The organism is Endobacterium cereale (assembly GCF_009617585.1).
Taxonomy (GTDB): Bacteria; Pseudomonadota; Alphaproteobacteria; order Rhizobiales; family Rhizobiaceae; genus Neorhizobium; species Neorhizobium cereale.
The window spans coordinates 327,991-354,430 of the sequence record NZ_WIXI01000022.1; the positions used below are offsets into that span (position 1 = coordinate 327,991).

Annotated in this window: 24 protein-coding genes and 1 pseudogene; 11 read left to right on the plus strand and 14 right to left on the minus strand. The window is 58.9% G+C overall.

Going from position 1 to position 26,440, the window contains the following annotated elements; genetic code table 11:
- Positions 1 to 141: 141 nt before the first annotated feature.
- Entirely contained in the window at positions 142 to 312 is a 171-nt protein-coding gene (locus GAO09_RS29505; protein WP_209018569.1) for a hypothetical protein, read from the minus strand.
- Positions 313 to 478: 166 nt separating this feature from the next.
- On the opposite strand from GAO09_RS29505, the gene GAO09_RS01835 reads away from it, so the two are divergent.
- The 3 genes from GAO09_RS01835 to GAO09_RS01845 all read left to right on the plus strand — a co-directional run bounded on the left by GAO09_RS01835 (position 479) and on the right by GAO09_RS01845 (position 2,638).
- Positions 479 to 829 carry an ArsC family reductase gene (locus tag GAO09_RS01835; protein ID WP_153352346.1) on the plus strand — a complete coding sequence of 117 codons (351 nt, stop codon included), beginning with the start codon at positions 479 to 481 and terminating at the stop codon, positions 827 to 829.
- Positions 830 to 841: 12 nt separating this feature from the next.
- Positions 842 to 1,318 carry a Cys-tRNA(Pro) deacylase gene (ybaK, locus tag GAO09_RS01840; RefSeq protein WP_153352347.1) on the plus strand — a complete coding sequence of 159 codons (477 nt, stop codon included), beginning with the start codon at positions 842 to 844 and terminating at the stop codon, positions 1,316 to 1,318.
- Between the two features lie 69 nt (positions 1,319 to 1,387).
- The gene (locus GAO09_RS01845; RefSeq protein ID WP_153352348.1) at positions 1,388 to 2,638 is read left to right on the plus strand and encodes an aminopeptidase; all 1,251 of its coding nucleotides are present in this window, start codon (positions 1,388 to 1,390) and stop codon (positions 2,636 to 2,638) included.
- A 64-nt stretch (positions 2,639 to 2,702) separates the two neighbouring features.
- Here the strand turns inward: GAO09_RS01845 and GAO09_RS01850 are convergent, their stop codons facing one another.
- Positions 2,703 to 4,013 carry a sugar MFS transporter gene (locus GAO09_RS01850; protein ID WP_324184958.1) on the minus strand — a complete coding sequence of 437 codons (1,311 nt, stop codon included), beginning with the start codon at positions 4,011 to 4,013 and terminating at the stop codon, positions 2,703 to 2,705.
- 280 nt (positions 4,014 to 4,293) lie between these two features.
- On the opposite strand from GAO09_RS01850, the gene GAO09_RS01855 reads away from it, so the two are divergent.
- Positions 4,294 to 5,421 carry a glycoside hydrolase family 25 protein gene (locus GAO09_RS01855; protein ID WP_153352349.1) on the plus strand — a complete coding sequence of 376 codons (1,128 nt, stop codon included), beginning with the start codon at positions 4,294 to 4,296 and terminating at the stop codon, positions 5,419 to 5,421.
- Positions 5,422 to 5,522: 101 nt separating this feature from the next.
- Here the strand turns inward: GAO09_RS01855 and GAO09_RS01860 are convergent, their stop codons facing one another.
- The 3 genes and pseudogenes from GAO09_RS01860 to GAO09_RS29835 form a co-directional block, all read right to left on the minus strand.
- Positions 5,523 to 8,690 carry a GGDEF and EAL domain-containing protein gene (locus GAO09_RS01860; RefSeq protein WP_153352350.1) on the minus strand — a complete coding sequence of 1,056 codons (3,168 nt, stop codon included), beginning with the start codon at positions 8,688 to 8,690 and terminating at the stop codon, positions 5,523 to 5,525.
- 190 nt (positions 8,691 to 8,880) lie between these two features.
- Entirely contained in the window at positions 8,881 to 9,051 is a 171-nt protein-coding gene (locus GAO09_RS29830; RefSeq protein WP_324184996.1) for a YegP family protein, read from the minus strand.
- 51 nt (positions 9,052 to 9,102) lie between these two features.
- Positions 9,103 to 9,315 (minus strand): annotated as a pseudogene (locus tag GAO09_RS29835) (YegP family protein); the annotation flags it as partial.
- 115 nt (positions 9,316 to 9,430) lie between these two features.
- On the opposite strand from GAO09_RS29835, the gene GAO09_RS01870 reads away from it, so the two are divergent.
- Together GAO09_RS01870 and GAO09_RS01875 are read left to right on the plus strand one after the other, a co-directional pair.
- The gene (locus GAO09_RS01870) at positions 9,431 to 10,456 is read left to right on the plus strand and encodes a lactonase family protein (RefSeq protein ID WP_338015038.1); all 1,026 of its coding nucleotides are present in this window, start codon (positions 9,431 to 9,433) and stop codon (positions 10,454 to 10,456) included.
- An 89-nt stretch (positions 10,457 to 10,545) separates the two neighbouring features.
- Complete coding sequence (locus GAO09_RS01875) at positions 10,546 to 11,436, plus strand: DMT family transporter (RefSeq protein WP_209018570.1); 891 nt, start codon at positions 10,546 to 10,548, stop codon at positions 11,434 to 11,436.
- Positions 11,437 to 11,472: 36 nt separating this feature from the next.
- On the opposite strand, the gene lepA is transcribed toward GAO09_RS01875, so the two are convergent.
- The gene (gene lepA / locus GAO09_RS01880) at positions 11,473 to 13,296 is read right to left on the minus strand and encodes a translation elongation factor 4 (RefSeq protein WP_153352353.1); all 1,824 of its coding nucleotides are present in this window, start codon (positions 13,294 to 13,296) and stop codon (positions 11,473 to 11,475) included.
- An 82-nt stretch (positions 13,297 to 13,378) separates the two neighbouring features.
- Entirely contained in the window at positions 13,379 to 14,674 is a 1,296-nt protein-coding gene (locus tag GAO09_RS01885) for an MFS transporter (protein ID WP_153352354.1), read from the minus strand.
- A gap of 248 nt (positions 14,675 to 14,922) precedes the next feature.
- Here GAO09_RS01885 and GAO09_RS01890 point away from each other — a divergent pair, with 248 nt between their 5' ends.
- A complete protein-coding gene (locus GAO09_RS01890) occupies positions 14,923 to 15,501 on the plus strand; it encodes a helix-turn-helix domain-containing protein (protein WP_235937880.1) in 579 nt (192 codons plus the stop codon).
- 30 nt (positions 15,502 to 15,531) lie between these two features.
- On the plus strand, positions 15,532 to 16,050 hold the full coding sequence (locus GAO09_RS01895) for a GNAT family N-acetyltransferase (protein ID WP_153352355.1): 519 nt from the start codon (positions 15,532 to 15,534) through the stop codon (positions 16,048 to 16,050).
- A 35-nt stretch (positions 16,051 to 16,085) separates the two neighbouring features.
- On the opposite strand, the gene GAO09_RS01900 is transcribed toward GAO09_RS01895, so the two are convergent.
- Together GAO09_RS01900 and GAO09_RS01905 are read right to left on the minus strand one after the other, a co-directional pair.
- Positions 16,086 to 17,156, minus strand: coding sequence for an alpha/beta hydrolase family protein (locus GAO09_RS01900; RefSeq protein ID WP_153352356.1), 1,071 nt, complete (start codon positions 17,154 to 17,156; stop codon positions 16,086 to 16,088).
- 99 nt (positions 17,157 to 17,255) lie between these two features.
- On the minus strand, positions 17,256 to 17,867 hold the full coding sequence (locus GAO09_RS01905) for an HAD-IA family hydrolase (RefSeq protein WP_153352357.1): 612 nt from the start codon (positions 17,865 to 17,867) through the stop codon (positions 17,256 to 17,258).
- A 182-nt stretch (positions 17,868 to 18,049) separates the two neighbouring features.
- On the opposite strand from GAO09_RS01905, the gene GAO09_RS01910 reads away from it, so the two are divergent.
- Positions 18,050 to 19,270, plus strand: coding sequence for an MFS transporter (locus tag GAO09_RS01910; RefSeq protein WP_153352358.1), 1,221 nt, complete (start codon positions 18,050 to 18,052; stop codon positions 19,268 to 19,270).
- Positions 19,271 to 19,274: 4 nt separating this feature from the next.
- On the opposite strand, the gene GAO09_RS01915 is transcribed toward GAO09_RS01910, so the two are convergent.
- Both GAO09_RS01915 and GAO09_RS01920 read right to left on the minus strand, forming a co-directional pair.
- Positions 19,275 to 20,510, minus strand: coding sequence for an MFS transporter (locus GAO09_RS01915; RefSeq protein ID WP_153352359.1), 1,236 nt, complete (start codon positions 20,508 to 20,510; stop codon positions 19,275 to 19,277).
- A 31-nt stretch (positions 20,511 to 20,541) separates the two neighbouring features.
- Positions 20,542 to 21,162 carry a TetR/AcrR family transcriptional regulator gene (locus GAO09_RS01920; RefSeq protein WP_153352360.1) on the minus strand — a complete coding sequence of 207 codons (621 nt, stop codon included), beginning with the start codon at positions 21,160 to 21,162 and terminating at the stop codon, positions 20,542 to 20,544.
- A gap of 145 nt (positions 21,163 to 21,307) precedes the next feature.
- Between GAO09_RS01920 and GAO09_RS29510 the strand changes: the two genes are divergently transcribed.
- Positions 21,308 to 21,469, plus strand: coding sequence for a hypothetical protein (locus tag GAO09_RS29510; protein ID WP_209018571.1), 162 nt, complete (start codon positions 21,308 to 21,310; stop codon positions 21,467 to 21,469).
- A 321-nt stretch (positions 21,470 to 21,790) separates the two neighbouring features.
- Positions 21,791 to 22,372: a J domain-containing protein gene (locus GAO09_RS01925; protein WP_153352361.1), complete on the plus strand. Its 582-nt coding sequence runs from the start codon at positions 21,791 to 21,793 to the stop codon at positions 22,370 to 22,372.
- Positions 22,373 to 22,453: 81 nt separating this feature from the next.
- Here the strand turns inward: GAO09_RS01925 and pheT are convergent, their stop codons facing one another.
- The 3 genes from pheT to pheS are packed head-to-tail and all read right to left on the minus strand — an operon-like array spanning position 22,454 to position 26,440.
- Complete coding sequence (gene pheT / locus GAO09_RS01930; RefSeq protein ID WP_153352362.1) at positions 22,454 to 24,889, minus strand: phenylalanine--tRNA ligase subunit beta; 2,436 nt, start codon at positions 24,887 to 24,889, stop codon at positions 22,454 to 22,456.
- A complete protein-coding gene (locus GAO09_RS01935) occupies positions 24,886 to 25,329 on the minus strand; it encodes a GFA family protein (protein ID WP_235937881.1) in 444 nt (147 codons plus the stop codon). Before GAO09_RS01935 ends, pheT begins: the two co-directional genes overlap by 4 nt.
- A 28-nt stretch (positions 25,330 to 25,357) precedes the next feature.
- On the minus strand, positions 25,358 to 26,440 hold the full coding sequence (gene pheS / locus GAO09_RS01940; protein WP_153352363.1) for a phenylalanine--tRNA ligase subunit alpha: 1,083 nt from the start codon (positions 26,438 to 26,440) through the stop codon (positions 25,358 to 25,360).

Here is a 26,440-nt window from a genome sequence, read left to right on the forward strand (position 1 = left end):
GATGAGTAGCGGCAGACATATTGCGATGATGGAAGAAACATTGCTGCTATCTGAGGCAGCTTGCGCAGCAGCATTTAGAGAATGCTGCCACCCCGGACTGCCCCTGTTCGATCCGGGGCAGTCAGATCATCAAGATTCTGATTAGAACTGTACGCGGTCAAATGCCTTCGGGTCGATACCGAGCGTGGCAAGGTCGCGGGCCTGCGGCTTGCGGCCACCTTCAACGGCTGCGGAAGCAGCGGTAGCGGCACCGAAAACTGCGATTGCACGGCCAATAAAACCACCGCGCATATTCTTGAGGTTCGTAGACATGTGCATCTCCTTTTGTTGATTAGAATATGCTCCTGAGCCGCTTTGCATTCAATGCACAAGGCAAGATGGGAGCCATGCAAAACAACGCTGCCTGCCTATGTTTCCGCTTGTTCCCCGAGGATTTTGTAGGCATTCCAGACATCGAAGTTAGACAGGGAGAAGACAGATGAGCGTCACGATTTTCGGCATCAAGAACTGCGACACGATGAAAAAGGCGCGCACCTGGCTGGACGACCACGGCATCGATTACACCTTCCATGATTACAAGGCATCCGGCATTGATCTGGCTCATCTCGATAGCTGGACGGACAAGGCAGGATGGGAAACGGTGCTGAACCGCGCTGGCACGACGTTCAAAAAACTGCCCGACGAGGCCAAGGCGGACTTGACCCGCGACAAGGCGATCGGCCTGATGCAGGAACAGCCGTCGATGATCAAGCGTCCTGTTCTGGAGAAGGACGGCACGCTGCTGGTCGGCTTCAAGCCGGAACTCTACGCCGAAGCCTTCGGCAAATAAGGGACAGCCACGATGTCCAAAACGACACGCGCCACCCAGACGCTCGCCAAGGCCGGTGTCAGCTTTGAGACCGTGACCTATGACTATGACCCCAATGCCGAGCGCGTCGGTCTGCAGGCAGCGGAAGCAATCGGCGAGCAGCCTCACCGGGTTCTGAAAACCCTGATGGCCGAACTGGACGGCAAGGCGGTCTGTGTGGTCGTGCCGTCCGACCGGGAAGTGTCGATGAAAAAACTGGCGGCGGCTTTCGGCGGCAAATCGGCACATATGATGAAGCCGGCCGATGCCGAACGTCTGACCGGTTACCATGTCGGCGGCATCAGCCCTTTCGGTCAGAAGAAGCTCGTGCCGACGGCCATCGAGATGGCTGCAATGGATGAACCACTTGTCTACATGAACGGCGGGCAGCGCGGCTTGCAGGTTCGACTGAACCCGAAGGATGCTCAGCGCGCGCTGAAGGCAATTGTTGCAGCCCTGATAGCTGACTGACCTTCAAATCCGAGGCCTGCGGGTCTATGTCTGTCCCATCGTTTTTTATGAAAACAGGCAGGCACCTCCATGAACATCCATTCCGATATCGCCACGATCGATCCGAAAAAGCTGGAAAAGCTTGCCGAAGTGGCCGTGAAAGTGGGACTGCGGCTGGAAGCCGGCCAGGATCTGGTGATGACGGCGCCGCTTGCCGCCATCCCGTTGGTCCGCCTGATCACCCGCCACGCCTATATGGCAGGCGCCGGATTGGTGACGACCTTCTACTCCGATGAGGACACGACGCTGTCGCGTTACCGCCATGCGCCCGATGCCAGTTTCGACAAGGCGTCCGGCTGGCTTTACGAGGGCATGGCCAAGGCGTTCGCCGGCAATGCGGCGCGTCTGGCGATTGCCGGCGATAACCCGATGATGCTGGCCGGTCAGGACCCGTCAAAGGTGGCGCGTGCCAACAAGGCCAATTCGATGGCCTACAAGCCGGCGCTCGAAAAGATCTCGAATTTCGACATCAACTGGAACATCATCTCCTATCCCAACCCAGCCTGGGCCAAACAGGTGTTTCCGGAACTTGGCGAGCAGGAAGCCATCAGAAAACTTGCCGATGCGATCTTCGCCGCCTCACGTGTCGATCTCGACGATCCGGTCGCGGCGTGGACTGAGCACAACGCCAACCTGCGCAAGCGCTCGACCTGGCTGAACGGCGAGCGTTTTTCGGCTCTCAAGTTTACCGGCCCCGGCACGGATGTGACCATTGGTCTTGCGGACGACCACGAATGGCATGGCGGCGAATCCACCGCCAAGAACGGCATTACCTGCAACCCGAACATCCCGACCGAAGAAGTTTTCACCACACCACATGCGCTGAAGGTGGATGGGTACGTGTCGAGCACCAAGCCGCTGTCGCATCAGGGCACGCTGATCGATGGTATTCAGGTGAAATTCGAGGGTGGCCGCATTGTCGAGGCAAAGGCCACCAAGGGTGAGGAAGTGCTGAACAAGGTGCTGGATACGGACGAGGGCGCACGCAGGCTCGGCGAAGTGGCACTGGTGCCGCATTCCTCACCGATCTCAGCCAGCGGCATCCTGTTTTACAACACGCTGTTTGATGAAAACGCCTCCTGCCATATTGCGCTCGGCCAGTGCTATTCGAAATGTTTCCTCGACGGCGCATCGCTCACCCAGGATCAGATCACCGCCAAGGGCGGCAATTCCAGCCTGATCCACATCGACTGGATGATCGGTTCCGACAAGGTGGACATCGACGGCGTGCGTGCCGATGGTTCGGTAACACCCGTCATGCGCAAGGGCGAATGGGCCTGATTTGAAGGCTGCCACTGAATGCGAAAAGGCCCGGTCTGCTTAAGCGGACCGGGCCTTTTTCATGTCATTGATCAGACGCCGCCTGTCGGGCCGGCTTGTGACCCTTCAGGCCATAATAGGCAATGTAGACGTAGCAGACGATCGGCATGACGAAAGCCAGCTGGATGCCGATCGTATCGGCAAGCGCGCCCTGCACCAGCGGCAGGATGGCGCCCCCGACAATGGCGAGGCACAGGATGCCCGAACCCTGGCTGGTGTGACGGCCAAGGCCATGCAGAGCAAGGCTGAAGATGGTCGGGAACATGATCGAGTTGAACAGGCCGATGGCCAGAACCGCCCACATGGCAACGGCGCCGGTAGACATGATGGTTACGATCAACAGGATGATGACTGCGGCAGCATTGAAGGCCAGCGCCTTGCCGTCATCGACATACCGCATGACAGCAGCACCGATGAAGCGACCGATCATGGCGCCACCCCAGAAATAGGCAACGTAATGCGCGGCGTCGGTTTCCGGAATGTTGCCGATCGTCGGCTCCGCCAGGAAGTTGACGAGAAAGCTGCCGATGCTGACTTCAGCGCCGACATACACGAACAGGCCGACAGCACCGAGAACGAGGTGACGATAACCCCAGGCGGAGCCTCCCGCATGGGCACCGGTTTCGACGGTCTCTTCTTCCTGAACCTGTGGCAGTTTCAGTGCTGCAAAGATGGCAGCGAGCACGAGGAAGGCAATGGCCAAGATCATGTAGGGAAACTGGACGGCACCGGCTTCGGCGACGCGCAGGGCTTCGACCTGCTCAGGCGTGGCATTTTCCATGCCGGCGGTTGCGGCAGACAGGATCAGCACGGCGCCGAAGAGCGGAGCAAGCGTGGTGCCAAGCGAGTTGAAGGCTTGTGTCAGCGTCAGGCGGCTGGCTGCCGTTTCCGGCTTGCCGAGCACGGTGACGTAAGGGTTGGCAGCAACCTGCAGCACGGTGACACCCGCGGCAAGCACAAACAGCGCGCCGAGGAACAGCGCATAAACGCGGTAGCTTGCTGCCGGGATAAACAGCGCGCAGCCGATGGCCGCGATCACCAGACCGACGACGATGCCCCATTTATAGCTGATGCGCTTGACCAGCGCGCCGGCCGGCAGCGAGACGATGAAATAAGCACCGAAAAAGCACAATTGAATGAGCATGGACTGCGTGTAATTCAGCGAGAACACGCTTTTCAGATGCGGAATGAGAATGTCGTTCAGGCAGGTGATAAAACCCCACATGAAAAACAGCGATGTCAGAGCGACAAGAGCAAAACCGTAGTTTTCAGTGCTCGAAACGCCGGAAGAACGGGCTCCTCCGAGATCGGCACCGTTGCCTGTATAACCAGCCACTTGGGAAACCTTTCAACGCAATCAGCAGTCAGCAGCGACGCGATGTCGTGCTGCACTGCGGGACAGATTGTCCCTATGAGCAGCCTATATGCTGCAGGTGCACAGTTTTGGAAGTGATCTCCGTCAATTTCGTTGGCAATACACCTAAATTTTGCGCACCCGAATTCTGCCTTCGTAAAGATTGCATTCAGTCTTTTTCGGTAATCTTCCGTTAGCACTGTCTCCAATGGTTCCGGTTTGCTCCAGTCAGGCGCCGGACATGTGATGCGTACGGATACCGATGCATAAAGCGATCAAGCCTGCATTCTTCATGGCCGCGCTGCTCTTGAGCAGCTGTTCATCGAGCACGACACCGGAATCCCTGGTGCCGACACGGCCATCCCGCGAACTCACCAGTTCGATTCAGCAGGCACCGCCGGTTCCGGCAGCCAGTGTCGGCGGCCCTTCGATTGCCGCCGCGTCACAACCTCAACAACATCAGGAAGTTCTCGCCTGGGCCGGACCGACGCCGAGCGGCCATACCTCCATGGCGCCTGCGCCAATGGAAACCATGACAGCCTCCAGAACGGCCCCTCTTCCAGCATCCGAGACGACTGTCGGCATGCCGGGAACCCCGCTACCCCTGCAGCGCCCGGCCGGCATGATTGAAACCGCAGCACTTTCATCCGGAACGATGAGTGCAGCAGCGCGCTCGCGCATCTACAGCCGCCAGTTCCGCGATGCCAAGCCGATCAATTTCGGCAAGGTGCAACCACGCCACTTTGCCGTTCACGGTGTGGACGTTTCGCGCTGGCAGGGTGAAATCGACTGGCCGAAACTCAGAACCCAGGGCGCCAACTTCGCCTATATCAAGGCGACTGATGGCGGCGACCATCTGGACCCGATGTTCAGAACCAACTGGCGGCGCGCCAAGGAAGCCGGTATTCGCCGCGGTGCATACCACTTCTTCTACTGGTGCCGCACCGCCGGCGAACAAGCTGACTGGTTCATCCGCAACGTACCGCGCGAGCCCGACGCTCTGCCGCCCGTGATCGACGTTGAATACAATGGCGAATCCGCCTGCAAGATGCGGCTTTCAAAGGCCAAGGTCATCGAAAAGATGCAGGTTTTCATGGACAAGCTCGAGCGCCATTACGGCCAGCGTCCGGTGATCTATACCGCTCCCGATTTCTACAAGGACAATCTGCGCGGCGAGTTCGAGAATTATCCGTTCTGGCTGCGCGCCGTCGCCCAGCATCCGTCAAAAGTCTATCCCGACCGCAAATGGGTCTTCTGGCAATATTCCGGCTCGGGCCTGTCGCATGGCGTCACGGGCAAGATCGACCTTAATGTCTTCAACGGCAGCGAACAGCAGTGGCACAACTGGCTGAACCGTCAGCGTGGTTCGGGCGGCGTTGCAAGTCGATAAAACCGGCTGGCGGTAACCGCCAACCGAAAAGAGGCGCCTGCGATATCGCAAGGCGCCTCTTTTTGTTTGTGCAGATGAAATCCGATGCCTGACCTGCCGGCTCAGCTCGCCAGCCTTGTCGGCCTGTTGCGAACTGCCAGTTCGGGCATTTCCTGAAGAAGCTCAGCCACCTGTTCAGCACGCAATGGCCGCGCCAGCAGGAAACCCTGCACCTCGTTGCAATGATCGGCAGTGAGGATCGCCAGCTGTTCGTTGGTCTCGACACCCTCGGCGGTAACGGAAATGCCAAGCGCACGGCCAAGCCCGAGAATGGCCTGCACGATCGGACGCGCACTTTCCTTCCGGTCGAGATCGGACACGAAACTGCGGTCGATCTTGATGACGTCGAACGGGAAGTTGCGCAGATAGCTGAGCGAAGAATAACCGGTACCGAAATCGTCCATGGCAAGGGTGACGCCGACTTCCTTTAGTTCTTTCAGCAGACTGATGGCGCGATCGGCATCTTCCAGAAGAATGCCTTCGGTGACTTCAAGCTCCAGCAGCGACGGTTCGAGCCCGGTTTCCTCGAGGCAATCGCGGACCTTTTGGACGAAATCGGCATCCCGGAACTGCACCGGCGACACGTTTACGGACACGCCGATGCCATTCCAATGGGTGGCTGTTTCACAGGCCGTTCGCATGATCCAGTCACCCAGAGGCACGATCAGGCCATTCTGCTCGGCAAGCGAAATGAATTCCGCAGGGTTGATACGGCCGCGTTCCGGGTGCGCCCAGCGCACCAGCGCCTCGACGCTGCGGATTCGCCGCGCACGCGTATCGAACCGCGGCTGATATTCGAGATAGAACTCGCCGGCCGCAAGGCTGTTGCGCATGCCTTCGGTCATCTGCCGCTGCACTGCGATCTTGCAGTTCATATCGGTCGAGAAGAAACTGAACTGTCCGCGGCCGTTTTCCTTCGAGCGATAGAGAGCAGCATCGGCTGCGCGCAACAACTCGTCCGGCGTGATGCCATCAGACGGCGACATCGCCACGCCGATAGAAACGCCAACCGACAATTCGACCCCTTCATGACGGATAGGTGCCGTGACGATGTCATGAATATGCATACAAAAACGTTCGATGGCTTCCGTCGGCATACCGGGCGCGGCAATGACGAACTCATCGCCGCCAACACGGGCGACGATCTGATCGTCCCGCAACGCACGGCGCATGCGATCAGCGACTTCCCCCAGAACACGGTCGCCGACATGGTGACCGTAAGTATCGTTGATCGGCTTGAAACGGTCGAGATCGAGATAGAAGACGACCATGCTGCCGGCGGGACCGGCCAGGCAGTTTTCCATGAAGGACGAGAGTTTCACACGGTTCGGCAAAGACGTGGCAGAATCGTGCTGGGCCTGGCGGCGGGCATCATCGAATGCAGCGGCCAGTTCCACGTTGGAACTGACGTCGGTCGCATATTTGATGACCTTGGTCGGTTTGCCGTTGAGATCGAAGATCGGGTTATAGCTGGCCTGAATCCAGATCTCGCGACCATCCTTGCCGACACGTTTGTACATGCCGGAATGGTAGCTGCCGGACCGCAGTGTATCCCAGAAACCCACATAATCGGCGCTGGCGGCCTCGTCTCGTGCGATCAGCACGGAGTGATGGCGACCTCTTATCTCGTCGAGCTCATAACCGAGCATGTGCAGGAAATTCGGATTGAGGTCCATGACAGTGCCATCGAGATCGAAGACGGCCACGCCCTGCGACTTGTGGATCGCCTCGATCTGTCCCTGATAATCGGCCTGGCGCAGCTTCGCCTCGGTCACATCGGTCGCATATTTGACCACCTTGAAGGGACGACCGCTCGGATCCTTGATCGGATTGTAGGTGGCTTGCAACCACACTTCATGACCGTTCTTGCCGATGCGCTTGTATTCACCGGCACGGAAGTGGCCATTGGCGAGATCATTCCAGAAACTCGCATATTCTGCGCTGTCGGCTTCCTCCTGCTCGACGAACATCCTGTGATGTTTGCCGCGAACATCGACGAATTTGTAACCGGTTGCCGTCAGGAAATTCTCGTTGGCTTCGATGATCGTGCCGTCGAGCTCAAAGGAAACAACGCACTGGGCATTGTGAATGGCAGCAATCTGGCCCTCGTGTTCGGCCTGAACGATACGCTCGTCGGTCACAACGGAAGCGTATTTGACGACCTTGACCGGTTTTCCATTGGCATCGAAGATCGGATTGTAGGTAGCCTGGAGCCAGATCTCAGTACCGTCCTTGCCATAACGCTTGAACATGCCTGAACGATGCCGGCCCTTGCGCAGGTCACTCCAGAACGTTGCATATTGCGTGCCATGCGCATGTGATCGTTCGACGAACATCTTGTGATGTCGGCCCTGAACCTCTTCCAGAGCGTAACCGACGGCCTCGAGAAACTGCTCGTTGGCATCAAGAATGGTGCCGTGCATATCGAAGGTGATGACGCTGTTCGACTTGTGAATGGCATTGATCTGCCACTCGTAATCAGCCTGACGCAACTTCTGGGCCGTTACATCGCTGGCATATTTGACGATCTTCATCGGCCGTCCGGCCGGATCAAAAATCGGACTGTAGACGGCCTGCAGCCAGACGTCCTCGCCATCGCGGCGGCGGCGGCGATATTCACCGCTCTTATGTTCTCCGCGGGCGAGCGAACGCCAGAATTCCCGATATTCGACAGCATCGGGATCATGCACGAAGATTGAATGGTGGCAGCCGATGATCTCGTGCAGCGCATAGCCGGTTGCATCGAGGAACTGGGTATTGGCGTCCAGCACTAACCCATCCAGCGAAAAATGGATGACCGCCTGATTGGCATTGATGGCGGCAATCTGCCCCCGCTCATCCGCTTCACGCGCCTTTTCCTGGGTGACGTCTGTGACGATCTGCAGAATCTCGATCACGACACCGTCTTCGGACTGGATCGGCACATAACGTGATTGCAGCCACATTTCCGCACCAAGCTTGGCGATCCACAGCGAGATCATCTCTCGCGATTCACCCGTGCGCAGTCTTTCCCAAAGGTCCTTCTGGCGCCCGCGCTCCACTGCCTTTGACAGGAACATCGTGTCGGCATTGCCGAGAATATCGGCAAGATCATAGCCCATCATCCGCAGAAAATGCGGATTTGCGGCGGTTATCTTGCCGTCGACATCATACTTCACCGTGGCGAAGAGCTGATTGAGGGCGCGAACCTCTGTTGAAAGGTTCAGATAATCGGCGACGGGCTGCGGCATCGGCGGGACACTGATTCGTTAAAACTGCCGCCAGCCTATCGCGCACTCTCTAAAGTAGCGTAAACATTTGAATTCATTGTGTTTATAACTTATTGTCACTTTTCTATATTCTAAAAATAGAACACAGAAGCGACAACCGCCATCAGTTGCAAACCAAATGGCGGCATTCTCGCGATACAGTATCGAACAATCAGGCCGAAACGGTCTCGTCCACGGTATCGGCGCCGGGGGCATTCTTTTTGACCGATTCAATGCAGTTCTTGGCACTGGCCTTCGACGCGTAGGTTTCGGAGCGCACCATGGCCTCGCCATTGGCGGCCTTGAACCTCACGAAATGTTCGCCATTCTTGCTTTCAACGATCTCGAAACGATAACCCGACCCGGTCTCGTCCTTGGTGAGGTCGACAGTTGCAGCGTCCGGCGCATTTTTCTTGATGGACTCGATGCAGTTTTTGGCGCTGGCTTTGGACGCGTAATTTTCCGACCAGACCATCACTTCGGCATTGTAGACGAACTGGACGCGGAACTGCTCGTTTGCAGCTTTCACGATCTTGAACCTGTGCATGCGACAACTCCCCATGAATCTGGTCATGAAACCTGTAAATCGCATGGCGGTCGTCGCCATGTATCAGAAAGGTGTAATGCAGGCGGGGGTTAAGTCAAGGGAAGCCTGTCGGTGATGATCTACTGGTTGAGAGCGAGAACGGTTGCGTTTCAAACATGAGCAGGAGGTGTCTCGAGTGAAGCGGAATTTCATCTATGTCGGCAATGCCGCCAGCAACGATATCAGCGTGTTTCTGTTGTCGGAGGACGGCCATGCCGAACTGGTCCAGACCCTGCCTTTCGCCGGGATCACGGCGGTGGGCAATGCCACGCCGATTGCCGTCAGTCCGGACCAGAAGTTTCTTTATGTCGGTATCCGGGCCGCCCCCTTCAAAGTCCTGGCCTTCGAGATCGATCCCGCAACCGGGCATCTGCTGCAGATCGGCCGCGCGGCGCTGGCCGACAGCATGGCCTATCTCTCCACCGACCGAAGCGGAAGATTTCTGTTTTCCGCATCCTATGGCGGCAACGTGATTTCCGTCAATTCGATAGACGACAATGGCGTGGCCGAAGATCCAGTGCAGGTGATCGAAACCGGGCTTAATGCCCATGCCATTCTCCCCTCGCCCGACAATCGCTTCGTGTTTGCAAGCAATCTCGGTTCCGACCAGGTCCTGGTGTTCCGCTTCAACGAGAATACCGGCGTGATTTCAGATGGCGATCCTCAGAGGATTGCATTCGAGGCAAAATCCGGTCCTCGCCATTTTGTTTTCTCGCCGGATGGCCAGTTCACATTTGCGATTACCGAGTATAGCGCCGAGGTGATCGCCTTCGCCTATGATGCGGCAGGCGGAAGCTGGAAAAAGCTGGATGCCGCCGGCATTCTTCCGGCAGATTTTGATGGAGTCAGTGCCAGCGCAGACATCCATATCACACCGGACAGCCGGTTCATCTACGCTTCCGAGCGCATGTCCAGCACGCTCAAGCTTCTGCATTTCGATGCGGCGAGCGGAAAACTGCAAACCCGTGAAAGCATTGTCACCGAAAAACAGCCGCGTGGCTTTACCATAGACCCGACCGGCCGCTTTCTGCTGGCTGTGGGTGAGCTATCGCACCGAATGACCATCTATTCGATCAGTTCAGCAACCGGCGCGCTACAGGCGGTAGCATCCTACCCGACCGGCCGGCAGCCGAACTGGGTGGAGGTGATAGGCTTCGAGTAAGACGACGGGATAAGCGACATAATGTCGGTAGACTTCGCCCCGCCAAAAGGCCCATACCTGAGCGCATCGGGATGGAGGTTTGAAATTTCATGGCAGACAACAGTCTCACCGCTTCGGCGGGAGGGCGGGCGGAGTTTTGGCGCGGCTTGATATGGATGGCCGGCAGCATGGCATCCTTCATCGGCATGTCGATCGGCTCGCGCGAAATGGCAGCGACGATGTCGATCCAGCAGGTGATGTTTTTTCGCGCGCTGGTCGGGCTGCTGATCATTCTGATCGTGGCGCGAAAACTTTTTCCCGAAGTGCGTCAGATGAAGATGCTGAAACTGCATCTCTTACGCAATGTGGTGCATTTCACAGCGCAATATCTTTGGACGGTGGGCATCGTGTTCCTGCCGCTGGCTTCCGTCTTCGCGCTGGAATTCACCATGCCGATCTGGGCCGCCTTCTTTGCCTGGATCTTTTTGAAGGAAAAGCTGACGACACCGCGCATCATCGCCACGATAGGCGGTTTTATCGGCGTGTTAGTTATCGTGCGGCCGGGTCTCGCGATGATCCATCCCGCCGCCGGACTGGTGCTGATCGCAGCCGCCGGTTTCGCCATCGCGCTGATCGTAGTGAAGGAGTTGACGCGCCATTGCTCGCCGGGCGTCATCGTCGTCTGGATGATCCTCATCCAGCTGCCGCTCGGCTTCGTGGCCGCACTCACCGACTGGCAGCCGGTGCAGATGGTGTCCGTGCCGTGGATGTTCGTTTCCGGCATCGGTGGGCTGACCGCCCATTATTGCCTGGCGCAGGCGCTGAAACGGCTGGAGGCCTCGATCGTCATGCCGGTCGACTTTTTGCGCGTGCCGCTGGCGGCGATCGTCGGGTATTACGCCTATTCGGAAGCCATTGACCTGTTTGTCTTCCTGGGTGCCGGCATCATCGTTCTGTCGAACTATCAGGTGGTGATGACGGAGCGCAGACGCGTGCGCTAAAGAAAAAGGCGGGCTCCTTGGCCCGCCTCACATCAATCAATCGTCTTTCATCTTCAGTGCGGCGATGAACGCTTCCTGCGGAATATCCACCTTGCCGAACTGGCGCATGCGCTTCTTGCCTTCCTTCTGCTTGTCGAGCAGCTTGCGCTTACGGGTGGCATCACCACCATAACACTTGGCCGTCACGTCCTTACGCATGGCCGAGATCGTCTCGCGGGCAATCACGTTACCGCCGATCGCGGCCTGGATCGGGATCTTGAACATGTGCCGCGGGATCAGGTCCTTCAGCTTTTCGCACATGTCGCGGCCGCGCTTTTCGGCCGCCGTGCGGTGCACCAGCATTGAGAGAGCGTCCACGGGCTCGCCATTGACCATGATCGACATCTTGACGAGGTTGCCCTCGCGGTAAGCGTCGAGGTGGTAATCGAACGAAGCGTAACCCTTGGAGATCGACTTCAGGCGGTCGTAGAAATCGAACACGACTTCGTTGAGCGGCAGCTCATAGGTGAGCATGGCGCGCTTGCCGACATAGGTCAGTTCCGTCTGGATACCACGACGATCCTGGCAAAGTTTCAGAATACCGCCGAGATAATCGTCCGGCGTCAGGATGGTGGCCTTGATCCACGGCTCGCGGATCTCGGAAATTTTCACCACATCCGGCATGTCGGCCGGGTTGTGCAGCTCGCGTTCCGAACCGTCGGTCATGGTCAGCTGATAAACGACCGAAGGGGCGGTTGCGATGAGATCGAGGTTGAACTCGCGCTCCAGACGCTCCTGGATGATTTCCAGATGCAGAAGGCCAAGGAAGCCGCAACGGAAACCAAAACCGAGAGCGGCGGACGATTCCATTTCGAACGAGAACGAGGCGTCGTTGAGACGCAGCTTGCCCATGGCGGCGCGCAGGTCTTCGAAATCCGCGGCATCGACCGGGAAGAGACCACAGAACACAACGGGTTGAGCAGGCTTGAAGCCCGGCAGCGCTTTCGCTGTCGGCTTCTTGTCTTCGGTGATCGTGTCACCGACGCGGGTATCGGCCACTTCCTTGATGGAACCGGTGAAGAAACCGATTTCGCCCGGACCAAGGCTGTCGACCGCCAGCATTTTCGGGGTCAGCACGCCGACGCGCTCGACCTGATATTTGGCGTCCGTGCCCATCATGCGGATGGTCTGGCCCTTTGTCAGTACGCCATCGAGGATACGCACCAGAACCATGACGCCGAGATAGGTATCGTACCAGCTATCGACCAGCAGAGCCTTAAGCGGACCCTTGTCGCCGGCTTCGCTCTTGGGAGCCGGCAGCTGGTGGACGATGGCTTCGAGAACATCCGGGATGCCGAGACCGGTTTTCGCCGAGATCAGAACGGCCTGCGAAGCATCGATGCCGATGACTTCCTCGATCTGTTCCTTGATGCGCTCCGGTTCGGCCGCTGGCAAATCGATCTTGTTCAGGACCGTGACAATCTCGTGGTCGTTGTCGATCGCCTGATAGACGTTGGCGAGCGTCTGGGCTTCGACGCCCTGCGACGCATCGACGACCAGAAGCGAACCTTCGCAGGCCGACAGCGAACGCGAGACTTCGTAGGCGAAGTCGACGTGGCCGGGCGTGTCGATGAGGTTCAGCACATAGGTTTCGCCGTTATTCGCCTTGTAATGCAGGCGGACGGTCTGGGCCTTGATGGTGATGCCGCGCTCGCGCTCGATATCCATCGAATCAAGGACCTGCTCGGACATGTCGCGTTCGGCAAGGCCGCCGGTCGTCTGGATCAGACGGTCGGCCAGCGTTGACTTGCCGTGGTCGATATGGGCCACGATCGAGAAGTTGCGGATATGGTCAAGCGGTGTGCGGGAATTGGTGCTCATGGTTCGCGCATATATCAGTGACAATCCCCGCCGCAAAGGGGGGACGATAACCTTTCGTTGAGTATGAGGCCCGGATTTATGCCTATGGCAGCTTGGTTTCCGGGGTGATGCCGCCTTCGGGATCGGTGATGATGGATGCGTTCGGCATCTGGGCCGTTTTCATGCCAAAGTTTTCGCGCTCGTCCATCGGCACCGGCTCGCGTTCCTTGAGGCGCCAGATGACGTAACCGCCATAGGCGGACGCCACTAGAATGATGGCATAAATAAACGTCTGCTGGCCGAGAACGGGGGCGAGAAAGGTGATGCCGAGCGGTACGATCGTCGCCGATGTGGACCATGCGACCAGCAGCGTCGATGACAGCGGCACGAAATCGCCGGGGTCGGCACGGTCGTTGGCATGGGCATTAGCGACCGAATAAACGGTTTCGATGGCACCGCCGAAGACGAGAAAGACGATCATCAGCAGCATGAAGGTTGTGAAGGAGACCATCAGCGCCGCCACGCCAGAAACGACGATGAGGCCGCAAGTGAACAGCAGGATGACGCGGCGATCGATGCGATCGGACATCAGGCCGAGCGGGTACTGGATGAACAGCAGGCCCGTCTGCATGACAAGCATGAGCAGTGCCACTTCGCCCTGGCTGACCCCGTTCAGCGTCGCATAGATCGGCGTAAACCCCTGCACGACCATGGACAGGCCGCCCGAGGCGAGAACGCCGATCAGGCCGACGGGGGAGATGCGCCATGCCATTTTGACATCAACACTGACGCTGGCCGGCGGCGGCGGGTTCGGCAGGCGGGTCAAGCCGATCGGGATGATGGAAAGGGCCGTAACAAAAACGACGATCAGTGGAGCGAGATTACCCTCCGCCGGCACCTGCCCGAACAGCCATGCGCCAAAACCCAGACCGAGGATAAAGCACATGTAGAAAAACGACATGGCCCGGCCGCGCCATTCATTCGATGAAGCGTGGTTGAGCCAACTCTGGCAGATGATGAAATTGACGTTGGAGGCGGCGCCATAGATAGCGCGGGCAAGCACCCACCAAACCGGCGGCAGGTCGGCCGCCACCAGCACGGCGCCGATGATGACCATGGCCATGGAGCAGGCGAACAGCCGCGCATGCCCGACGCGTCGGATGAGCGGCCCGGCCAGAACACAGCCGAGCAGGCCACCGAAGGCAAGCGCCGGCACCGCCAGCCTCGCGGCCCATGTGGCACCCTGGCTGGTGAGCACGAAGGGCACGTAGGTGGCCATGATGCCGCTGCCGATAGCGGCAATGGTCATGGATATTACGATGCTGGCGATGGAGAAGGGCGAAGCGGTTATGGCAGGCGTTTCGCTTGCCGTCGTGTTGGCAGTCGTGCTCGAAGTCATGCTCTGGCTCATTCCTTGGGCAGGCAACGTCATGCTTGGTATGTCCGGATGATCTCGACAGAAGCCCTCCGTCGCCGGCCTCCTTACAAAGCTGGGTGATATCGGAAAACTGCTTTGCGATTGTGGAAACATTAACGCAGGCTTGCGACGGAAAGCTATCCGGTGAGCGGCATTCGCAGCGCCAATTTCGAAATAATCTTCCGCGCGCTTTACCGCTTGATTCCTCTATAGGGGATAAGTATTCTCAAATGATGGAATTTCGTGATCAGCAGTTTGAAGGCGAGGTCGGCGAACGGGCGAAAACCCTGCGCAGTGGTGCGGGTTTGACGCTCGATGAACTCGCGAGACGCTCCGGTGTCAGCCGGGCAATGATCTCCCGCATAGAACGTGGCGAGGCAAGCCCGACGGCCGCCCTTCTTGCACGATTGTGTGAAGGGCTGGGACTTTCGCTTTCCGCCTTTTTTGCAACCGACGATGCTGCCCCCTCCCCGATATCCCGGCGCGAGCGGCAACGGCTGTGGCGCGATCCGCATGCCGGTTACCTGCGCCGCTCGGTCTCGCCGGCAGGCACGCGATCGAAGGTCGATATCGTCGAGGTGGAGTTTCCGGCCGGTGCGCGCGTTGCCTTTCCGCCGCGCGAGGAAAGCCGGGTGATGACCCAGCATGTCTGGCTGTTCGAAGGCGTGCTGGAAATGGTGTTTGAAACCGAAACGATCCGGCTGGAACCGGGCGACTGCCTGTTCATGGATATCGGCGACGCTTTCGAATTTCACAATCCGTCCGACAAGCCTGCCCGTTATGCAGTGATCCTTGATCGCGGCCGCTAGATATTGTCCTGTTTTCCTGAGGATTTTTCGATGACCGATATCCGCATTCTCGACGCCGAGGCAGCCCGGTCCGCCATTCCCGATCTCTGCGAAATTCTGTCCGACGGCATCAATAGTGGCGCATCGCTTGGCTTCATGCTGCCCTTTACGCCGGGTAACGCTGTGACTTACTGGCGCGAGATTGCCGATGCGGTGGCAGCGGGCAGCATCATCCTGGCGGTTGCCGAACATGAAGGCCGGATTGTTGGCACCGTGCAGGTGGGACTGGCTTCGAAACCGAACCAGCCGCATCGTGGTGACTTGATGAAACTGCTGGTGCATCGCTCGGCACGCGGGCTTGGCCTGTCGCGAAAATTGATGGCGGCAGTGGAAGAAGAAGCCGCAAGACGTGGCCGCACGCTGCTGGTTCTGGACACTGCGACGGGCAGCGAAGCCGAAGCGATCTATCCACGCTTCGGCTGGGAACGTGTCGGTGTCATTCCCGACTATGCGCTATGGCCGCAGGGCGGCTATTGCGGCACGACGCTGTTTTACAAGCGCATCGGATAGGGTGACGGGAGGTCTTCACCTCCCGCCCCGCCTTTTCAGTTGCCAGGCTTCAGATCGCGCTCGAAAGCGTCGATAATGAGCCGGCTCAGTTCTTCGTGGATTTCCGCGCGCGGCCGGGCGGTTTCCTCGCAGATCGGGTCGTTTTCTTCGAAAGACTTCAGGAATGCAGCCGCGTCCGGCTGGCAGACCGGCAAAAAGCTGTAGTGATCGGAATCCGTGACGCGGTGGAACGTGGCGTTGGGAAGCTCCTTCGACAACTGTTCGGCCTGTACCGCCAGCGGCACCTTGCCCTCGTTGCCAAGATTGATGAGCGTGACCGGAACGCCCACCTTCGCAACACTTTCAGGCTTCATCAGCGTACCGAGCCCCGGATCGACGGCAACCACTGCGTTGATACGCGGCTCATGGTTGGATTGCTCAAAAAGCTTACGGTCGATTTCGCGCAGATCGAATGGCTCGACCTTGACGAAGGCGCCGTCCGCATAACCACGACCGCCGCGGAACCAGCTGCAATCCAGAGCGCCCGGCGGGTGTTCATCGCAATAACGGATGAAGCCATCGAGGTCCGGTATCGCTCCTGCCAGCTCAAGCGCCGTGCTGCCGCCAAGGGAAAAGCCGAGAATGCCGATACGGCGTTGATCAATCGAATTCTGCCAACGCTGGTTCCTGGAAAAGGCGGTGATGAGCACGGACATATCCTGCGCCCGCTCCCAGATTTTTGGCGTGGCGGCAGGCAGGGAATCGCCGCTGGTCGTACCGGGATGGTTGGGAGCGGCGACGATGTAACCGGCCTTGGCCAGTTCGACGCCGATCCAGCCCATGCCTTCACCACGCGAACCCGAACCGTGCGACATCAGAATCAACGGAAAATGGCCTTCGCGGATGGTGGCACCGGTATTGGCGGTCGATGCCTGAAAAACCTTGTCACTGGTGGAAACGGCGGGCTGCCCGTCTCCTTTTGACGGATACCAAACTGTAACCGCCAATGGCCTCGGATAATCCTGCATAACCACGCTAATCTTCTGAACCCCCACCGGTTCGGCGGCGTGAAGTGCAGTAGCAACAGCGCAAAGAGAAAGCGTGAGAAGAAGTTTTGTCGGTCTCATAGAAAACCTCGTCGGGTTGAAGAACGAGGCGAGGATGAAACGGACAGGGCGTGGCATTCGACCTCGAACACGATCGAGGTCGTTTTTCTTTATGCGACCTTATCGTTGGCTTCGGATTTCCGCCAAAGCTGTTTCCAGCATCATGCTTGGCTGCCATTGCACGGCTGCCCAGCCGCATTGCCGGGCGGCTTCGATATTTTTGCCGGCATCGTCGATGAAACCGATATCGGCAGGATCGACGCCGGCCTGCCGAGTGGCGATTTCGAAGAATGCGGCGCTCGGCTTCTTGTGACCGAGTGCAGCCGAATAAAAGATTCCGTCAAAACGATCGACGAAGCCCAGATGCTGCATCAGCCAGCCAGCGCGGCGATGCTCCTGATTGGTGGCAAGGTAGAGTTTTGTGCCCGCCGCCCGAAGCGTTGCCAGATCATCGAGCAGGCGCCGATCCAGCCGACTGTCGTTTTCGAACCAGTAGCGCAGCACCTCTTCGACATCCAGATGTGGGGCCACCTCCGACAGCACGGCTCGCAAGCGTGGTTCGATCGGCTCACGACCGCTGACGATATCGGCCCAATAAGGCGTGAAGAAATGCAGCTGCAGTCTATTCATGTCGAGACCGAGATCGCGTTCTGCATCGGTAAAGGCCGGCTTGCCATCGGACGGACGACCGCTGACCAGAACACCATCGACATCGACCATAAGGATTTTCATCAGACTTGCGCCCCCGCAAATATCTGGATGGTTATGGCATGGTTCGACCGTGGCCGAGGAGAAATGCCGCAAAATCCTCTGAAAAATCTCGCCTCCCCTGTCGGCAACCGTCCAGCAAGCGCGTCCTTGTCGGTATCGACAACGTGGAGTAGCGTCGATCGCGGCGCTTTGGGAGGTTTGGCATGAAAACATCCTATCAATGGGTCATCGTGGCCGCGGGCGGCCTCATGGGCTGCGTGGCGGCCGGCGCCATGTTTTCGCTGGCGATATTTCTGCAGCCGATAGTAACGACGACCGGCTGGTCGCATGCAGGCGTTTCCCTGGCGATGACGCTGAATTTCATCGTCATGGGGCTCGGCGGCTTCATGTGGGGGATGGCGAGCGATCGTTTTGGCGCACGCATCGTCGTCTTGACGGGCAGCCTGCTTCTGGGGCTAGCACTGGTTCTGGGTTCTATGGCGACCAGCCTTCCGGCCTTTCAACTCATCTATGGCGGCATACTGGGGCTTGCAACCAGTGCATTTTTTGCACCGCTGATTGCGCTCACCATGGCGTGGTTCGACAAACATCGCAGCATTGCCGTGTCGCTCGTATCCGCCGGGATCGGCGTGGCACCGATGACGATATCGCCGCTGGCTCGCTTTCTCGTCTCCTATTATGGCGACTGGCGCCCGGCCATGCTGGCGATCGGTATCGGCTGCTGGATCATTCTGCCGCCTCTGGCGCTGTTGATGCGGCCGGCGCCGAAGACCGCCTCGGATGAGCAACGACCAGCGGAAACTGGTTCAGGCGGGCAGGAGTGGTCGCTGGCCAAAATCGTCAGCTCACCGAAATTCCTTGTCCTCGCCTTCACCTATTTCGCCTGTTGCGCCGCTCATTCGGGGCCGATTTTTCATATGGTCAGCTATGCCATGGCCTGCGGCATCGCGCCGATGGCAGCCGTCAGCATTTACAGCGTGGAAGGCGCAGCCGGGCTTGGTGGGCGTGTTCTTCTCGGGCTGCTCGGCGACCGGTTTGGGGCCAAACCGGTTTTGATCTGCGGGCTGCTGGTGCAGGCGTTGGTGATTTCCGCCTATACGCAGGCAAGCGCACTTCCCGGCTTCTATGCTTTAGCCATCATTTTTGGCGCTGCCTATGGCGGCGTCATGCCGCTGTATGCGGTGCTTGCGCATGACTATTTTCCGCCGCAGGTGATGGGCACCGTGCTCGGCGGCATCACGCTGTTTTCCTCGGCCGGCATGGCGCTCGGGCCGGTGGCAGGCGGTTGGGCCTTCGACCATTTTGCCGGTTACGAATGGATGTTCATAGGCTCTTCGCTGATTGGACTGGCGGCGGTGGCGATTGCACTCGCCTTTCCCAAACCGGGGAACACGCAGCCACCGGCAGTGCCGGCGGCTGCGTGAAGTATCAGGCCTTTGCCCGCTTTTCCGTGAGGAAATAGAGGAAGGCGACGATCGGTAGGGCAATGCCGATCGATGATGCCAGCGACCAGCCACCCTTCGCATAAGCCCAGGCACCGATGGCCGAACCGAGCGCACCGCCGACGAAGAAGGCTGCCATGAACAGGCCGTTGAGGCGGCTGCGCAGGCTGGGGTTGAGGCCATAGATAGCGCGCTGGCTGATGACCAAGGTGGTGGAGACCCCGAAATCGATCAGGATGGCGGCAAGCGTGAGCAACCCGAGCGCCAACCAGGACCCTTCCGGCGCGATATGCGTGATCAGGTAGCCCACGACCAGCGCGGCAATGCCGAGGGCCGTGGCAGGACGGCCGAGATCACGATCGGCGAGACGTCCCGCAATTGGCGAGGCAATGGCGCCAGCAACACCGGCGAGTGCAAACAGCGCGATACCGGCCTGGCTGAGCCCGAAGGCCGGGCCGGCCAGCAGGAGCGGGGTAACCGTCCAGAACAGGCTGAAGCTGGCGAACTGGCCGAACTGATAGGCGGCGCGCCGACGCAAGATCGGCTGAGTCAGTGCGAGCGAAACCATGGAGCCGAGCAGCGACAGATAGTTGAGACTGGTTTCCGGCCGGCGTTTGGGCAGTTTGATCGCCAGCACGACGCCGAGCACGACCATCACGGCAGCGGAGAGATAAAACACCGTGTGCCAGGAGGAAAACTGGGCGATGAAGCTGGAGACCGGCCGTGCCAACATGATGCCGAGCATCAAGCCGCTGACGACATTGCCGACGACACGACCACGGCTTTCATCCGGCGCAAGGCTGGCGGCGAAGGGCACGATCATCTGCACCGCAACCGAACCGAGGCCGATCATCAACGAGGCGGCGAGGAATGGAGCGGGCGTGGAGGAAACGGCGGCGGCAAGAAGCGCCACGGTAACGATGGCGATCATGATCACGATCAGCCGGCGATTTTCCACCAGATCACCCAGCGGCACGACAAAGAGAAGCCCGAGGCCATAGCCGATCTGGGTCAGCGTGACGATCAGACCGGTCGCTTCCGCCGGCAGACCGATGGCGGCGGCGATCGGGCCGGCGAGCGGTTGGGCATAATAGATATTGGCGCAGATGAGGCCCACGGCTGCGGCCATGAGAAAGGTCATGGCCGTCGAAATGCCGGCCGACTTTTGCTGTTCGTCCGGTTCGGAAAACGCGGTGTTTTCCTCGGTGGCTTGGAGGGTCATAAAAACTCCCGGGAGGCTGGAGGTATAAAAATCAATCGAGGATCTTCAGGGCGGCATCGGCGATCGACAGGGCGCGGGCAAAATCCTGCCCGCCCTTGCCGATGACACGCATGCCCTGGATGACGGCGTAGAGAAGACGGGCGGTGATCGGCGGATCGATATGTGCACCGATCGAACCATCGGTCTGGCCCTCGCGAACCAGACGTTCGAACAGCGTCTCGAACCCGGCCTGCGAGCGGGCGACGCGGGCATCGGCCTCGGCATCGAACAGCGCGAGTTCAACGGCTGCACCAACGACGAGGCAGCCACGGCGGCCCATCTCGCCATGGGCGCCATCGGCATAAAAATGCAGCAGCAGACGGATGCGTTCACGGCCGTTTCTGCCGGGCGCGATCGCTTCGTCACGACAGGCATTGCGCACCAGTTTGTAACGATCGAAGGCGGCGAGAAAGATCGCCTTCTTGTCGGCGAAGGCCTTGTAGAGGCTGCCGGAGGTCACGCCCATGGCGGTACTGAGATCACCAATCGAAGTGCCATGATAACCGCGCTCGGTAAAGACGACGATGGCCTTGTCGAGCGCGGCATCCATGTCGAATTCACGCGGCCGACCGACGGGGCGCTGCGTTGCCGGAGCTACATCTAAGGCGGTCATGATTGACGAAACCATATTCGGAAATGATCGTTCCCAAATATGCCTGATACCCGCCATGGTCAACCGGTTTGTTCGAAAAATTCGGAACATATGCCGCCGACATGGGTTGATTTCCTGCCACTACCCCAAAAGATGGAGGCAGATCATGAGCAAGAGTGACGTGGATAAAGCCATCAAACGCGCAAAGCGCCAGGTGGAAAACACCAGTTCAGGCGGCCACCTTGGCGGCACCTATTACGGTCAGGAGGCGGACGGCAAGACGTCGTCAACCAACAGCAAGGTCGGCGACAACCGCCCGAATACCTGAACCTGATGGTATAACGTCGCGTTTGCATTCGTGTGCTTGCGCACAATACGCGCGAAAAAGTTGCAATCACATAGGTTCTATTTAGTATTTCTACCTTTGAACTGGCGACTTGCGAACATTTTGAAGATCAAACGAAAGCCCCGCTCCCGCGCGGGGCTTTTTTTTAACGTTCTTTGGCTACCACAGCCATGTTTTGTGCGATTTGCGCCACAGAATCGCCCAGCCTGCCTGCTTGACGGATAGGCGAGCGGTTTCGCCAGGGGGCAACCCACAAGTTTATATTAGGACTTTGATTACGTCGCGACCAAGAGATGTGAACTGATGATCGACCCTTACGACATTCTTGGAGTGACCCGTGATGCCGATGGCACCGCCATCAAGGGCGCCTATCGCAAACAGGCAAAGACCTCACATCCTGATGCAGGCGGCGACGTGGAAACCTTCAGCAAACTGACCAATTCCTACGAACTGCTGATCGATCCGATCCGCCGCAAGGTCTATGACGATACGGGTTATGACCCAGCCCTTGCCGATACCAAAGATCTCGAAAGCGTACTGGTCCTCGAAACGCTGATGAACGAACTCATCCTCGATGAACGCGAGCCGGGCAGTTTCGATCCCGTTGCAGCCATGCGTCGCAAGCTGACCGACCAGATCGTCAGCGCCCGTTTCCACATTCTTGAAATGGAGCGCCATCGCGGCCGCATCCGCAACCATCTCGACCGTATCGGCAAGCGCCCAGAAGCTGACATTCTCGGCCGCATGTTCCGCGCCCGCACCGATACGATCGGCGAGGCCATCACCAAGTCCGAAGCACAGATAGACTCGATAGAACGCGCTTATGCGATGCTGGAGGGTTATTCCTACGAGATGGTGGAAATCGTGCAGAACGCCGCCGAGTAAGCGCCGATCGCAGCAAGTCCATTCAAACAAAAGCCCGCCGTTGATGAAACGGCGGGCTTTCGTTATTCGGCAATCGCCCGATCAGGCGCGCAGAACGCCACCGGTGGTCTTTTCAACATTGGCGACGATCTTCTTCGTCAGCGCCTCGAAATCTTCGTCAGTCAGTGTCTTGTCGACCGGCTGGATCAGCACTTCGATGGCGACCGACTTCTTGTCCTCGCCAAGCGATGCGCCGGCAAAGACGTCAAAAACGTTGACGCCGGTGATCAGCTTGCGATCGGCGGTCTGGGCCGCCTTGATGATGGCGCCGGCTTCGATGTCCGAACCGACCACGAAGGCAAAGTCGCGCTTGACCACCTGGAAGGGCGAAAGCTCAAGACCCGGCTTGGTGCGGGTGGCCTTCTTCTTCGGCTCGGCCATGGCATCGAGATAGATCTCGAAACCGCAAAGCGCGCCGGAGACATCGAGCGTATCCAGCGTCTTCGGATGGAACTCGCCAAACGTGCCGAGAATGATTTTCGGACCCATCTTGATCGTGCCGGAACGGCCCGGATGGTACCATGCGGGGCCGCCCTGTTCGATCTGGACATTGCCCATCGGCAGCCCGCAGGCTTCGATCACGGCAAGCGCGTCGGCCTTGGCATCATAAACATCGACCGGCTTGCCGCCGCCCTTGGCGGTGTTCGACCACATGCGGCCGGCACCATTGATGGAGGCGGTACCGCGACGAATGCCGCCGGCGACACGACGCTGGCCTTCCGGCGTATCGGTCTCGTAGGTGCCCGACACTTCGAAGATTGCCACATCGCCAAAACCCTTGTCGGCATTGCGCTGGGCAGCCGTCAGCAGACCCGGCAGAAGCGACGGGCGCATGTCGGACATGTCGGCCGCGATAGGGTTGGCCAGCTTCAGCGACGGCGAACCGCCGCCAAAAAGTTTTGCCTGATCTTCCGGGATGAAGGACCAGGTGACGGCTTCCAGCATGCCGCGCGAGGCAAGCGCACGCTTGGCAGTGCGGGTGCGGATCTGCAGTGTCGTCAGAATACGGCTGTTGATAGCAGACAGCTTTTCAAGCGGTTCCGGCTTGATCTGGTCGACGCCGTGGATACGCATGACCTCTTCGACGAGATCGGCCTTGCCATCGACGTCAGGACGCCAGGACGGCACCTTGACGGACACACGCTCGCCAGAACCTTCGACCGTGAAGCCTAGGCGGGTGAGGATGTCGCGGCTTTCATCGGTGGAGATGCCGAGGCCGGTGAGGCGCTTGACTTCGGCATAGGGGAAATCGACCGACTTGGCTTCGTAACCCTTGTAACCGACAATCTTGGCTTCCGCCGGGGTGCCGCCGCAGAGGTCCAGAACCAGCTGCGTGGTGCGGTCGAGGCCGGGAACCATGTATTCCGGATCAACGCCACGTTCGAAACGATAACGCGCATCGGTGATGATGCCGAGCGTGCGGCCCGACTTGGCGATATTGATCGGGTCCCAGAGCGCCGATTCAATCAACACGTCGACGGTGTTTTCGTCGCAGCCGGAATGTTCGCCACCCATGATGCCGCCGATCGACTCGACGCCGTTGTCATCGGCGATGACGACATTGTTCGGGCCCAGCTTGTATTCGCGGGTATCGAGCGCCAACACCGTTTCACCGTCAGTGGCGCGACGAACCACGAGATCGCCCTTAACCTTCGCCGCGTCGAAGACGTGCATCGGGCGGCCCTGGTCGAAGGTCATGTAATTGGTGATATCGACCAGCGCATTGATCGGGCGAAGGCCGATGGCCTTGAGGCGCGTCTGCATCCATGCCGGGCTCGGGCCGTTCTTGACACCGCGCACAAGACGCAGGCCGAAACCGGGGCAAAGTCTTTGGTCATCGAGATCGATCGTCAGGCTGACAGACGTCTCGCCTTCAAGCTTCAGCGCCGGGGCAACTGGTGCCTTCAGCGTGCCGAGACCGGAAGCGGCCAGATCACGGGCGATACCGTAGATCGAGGTACAGTCCGGGCGGTTCGGCGTCAGGTTGATCTCGATCATCGGATCGTCGATGCCGGCATAGGCCGCAAACGACGTGCCGATCGGCGCATCGGCCGGAAGATCGATGATGCCGTTATGATCTTCCGACATGTTGAGCTCTTTTTCCGAGCACATCATGCCATGGCTTTCGACACCGCGGATCTTTCCGACCGACAGCGTCACATCGATGCCCGGGACATAATCGCCCGGACGCGCCAATGCGCCGACCAGACCGGCGCGAGCATTCGGCGCGCCACAGACGATCTGTAGCGGCTTGCCGCCATTGACGTCAGGACCGGCATCGACCGACAGAACCTTGAGGCGATCTGCCTCGGGGTGTTTTTCCGCCGAGAGAACTTTTGCGATGACGAAAGGCTTGTAGGCCGCCTTATCGTCGACATCCTCGACTTCGAGACCGATCGCCGTCAGGCGCTCGCAGATCTGCTCGAGTGTGGCGTCGGTCTCAAGATGATCCTTGAGCCAGGAAAGCGTGAATTTCATTGGTTTTCTCCTGAAGGCCTCGGCACGGTCATGGTTTCCATCCGTGGGAGGCCGTCATCGACATGGAAGAAGGGAAGCTGCTCGCGCACATAGCCGTGCACGCGCGGCGGATAATTTTCCGGCGCATCCATGGCGCCGAGCATGAAGAAAATGCGGTCGGAAAGCCGTTCGTCCGTATAGGCGATCGGCGCACCGCAAGTGCCGCAAAAGCTGCGGTTGACGGGAGCTACGCCGTAAGTGGCGGCGCTTGCTCCTTCAAACGTCACATCTGCGGCATGAAAACCCACGAAAGCTGCAACAGGAGCACCGCTTGCACGCCGGCAATCACCGCAATGGCAATAGCTGGCATAGATTGGATCAGCCGTCGCCTCGAAGCGGATGGCGCCGCAACGACATCCGCCCCGATGAAGATTTTGCTGCTGCACTGCCATCTCGCTCATGGATGATCCTGTTCGCAAGCGCTCCGAATTACTGGCTCAAACCACCGAATAGCGTCGGCATGTCGAGCGGGCGGAAACCATAGTGGTTCATCCAACGCACATCGGCGTTGAAGAAATCGCGCAGGTCCGGCATGCCGTATTTCAGCATGGCGATACGATCGAGGCCCATGCCCCAGGCAAAACCCTGATATTCGTCCGGATCGAGACCGCCGGAGCGCAGCACGTTCGGATGAACCATGCCGCAGCCGAGAATTTCCATCCAGTCACTGCCCTCGCCGAATTTGACGATCGGGCCGGAACGGTCGCACTGGATGTCCACTTCGAAGGACGGCTCGGTGAACGGGAAGAAGGACGGGCGGAAACGCATGACGACGCTGTCGACCTCGAAGAAGGTCTTGCAGAATTCTTCCAGAACCCAGCGCAGATTTCCGACATGCGCCTTCTTGTCGATGACGAGACCTTCGACCTGATGGAACATCGGCGAATGGGTGGCATCACTGTCTTGACGGTAGGTCTTGCCGGGGATGACGATACGGATCGGCGGTTCCTGCGCTTCCATCGTGCGCACCTGAACCGGCGAGGTATGGGTGCGCAGCACCTTGCGCTCGCCCTTCTCGTCCGGCTGGAAGAAGAAGGTATCGTGCATTTCGCGGGCCGGGTGGCCTTCGGGGAAATTCAGGGCGGTGAAGTTGTAATAGTCGGTTTCGACATCCGGCCCTTCGGCGATTGAGAAACCCATATCGGCGAAGATGGCGGTGATTTCGTCGGTGATCTGGCTGATCGGATGGATACGGCCACGCTCGGCCGGCGACGAGCGCACTGGCAGTGATACGTCCAGCGTTTCGGCTTTCAGGCGGGCATTGATCGCCGCATCCTTCAAAAGCGTCTTGCGCTCGGTAATGGCGTCAGTGATCTCGGTCTTCAGCGCATTGATGGCCGCGCCACGATTTTGGCGCTCTTCCGGCGTCATCGAACCCAGCGTTTTCAGGAGCTCGGAAACCGACCCCTTCTTGCCAAGCGCCGAAACGCGGACAGCTTCGATGGCCGCTTCGTCGTCGGCACCGGCGATCTCGGCAAGGAGAGCGCTCTTCAGTGTATCGAGTTCCGTCAT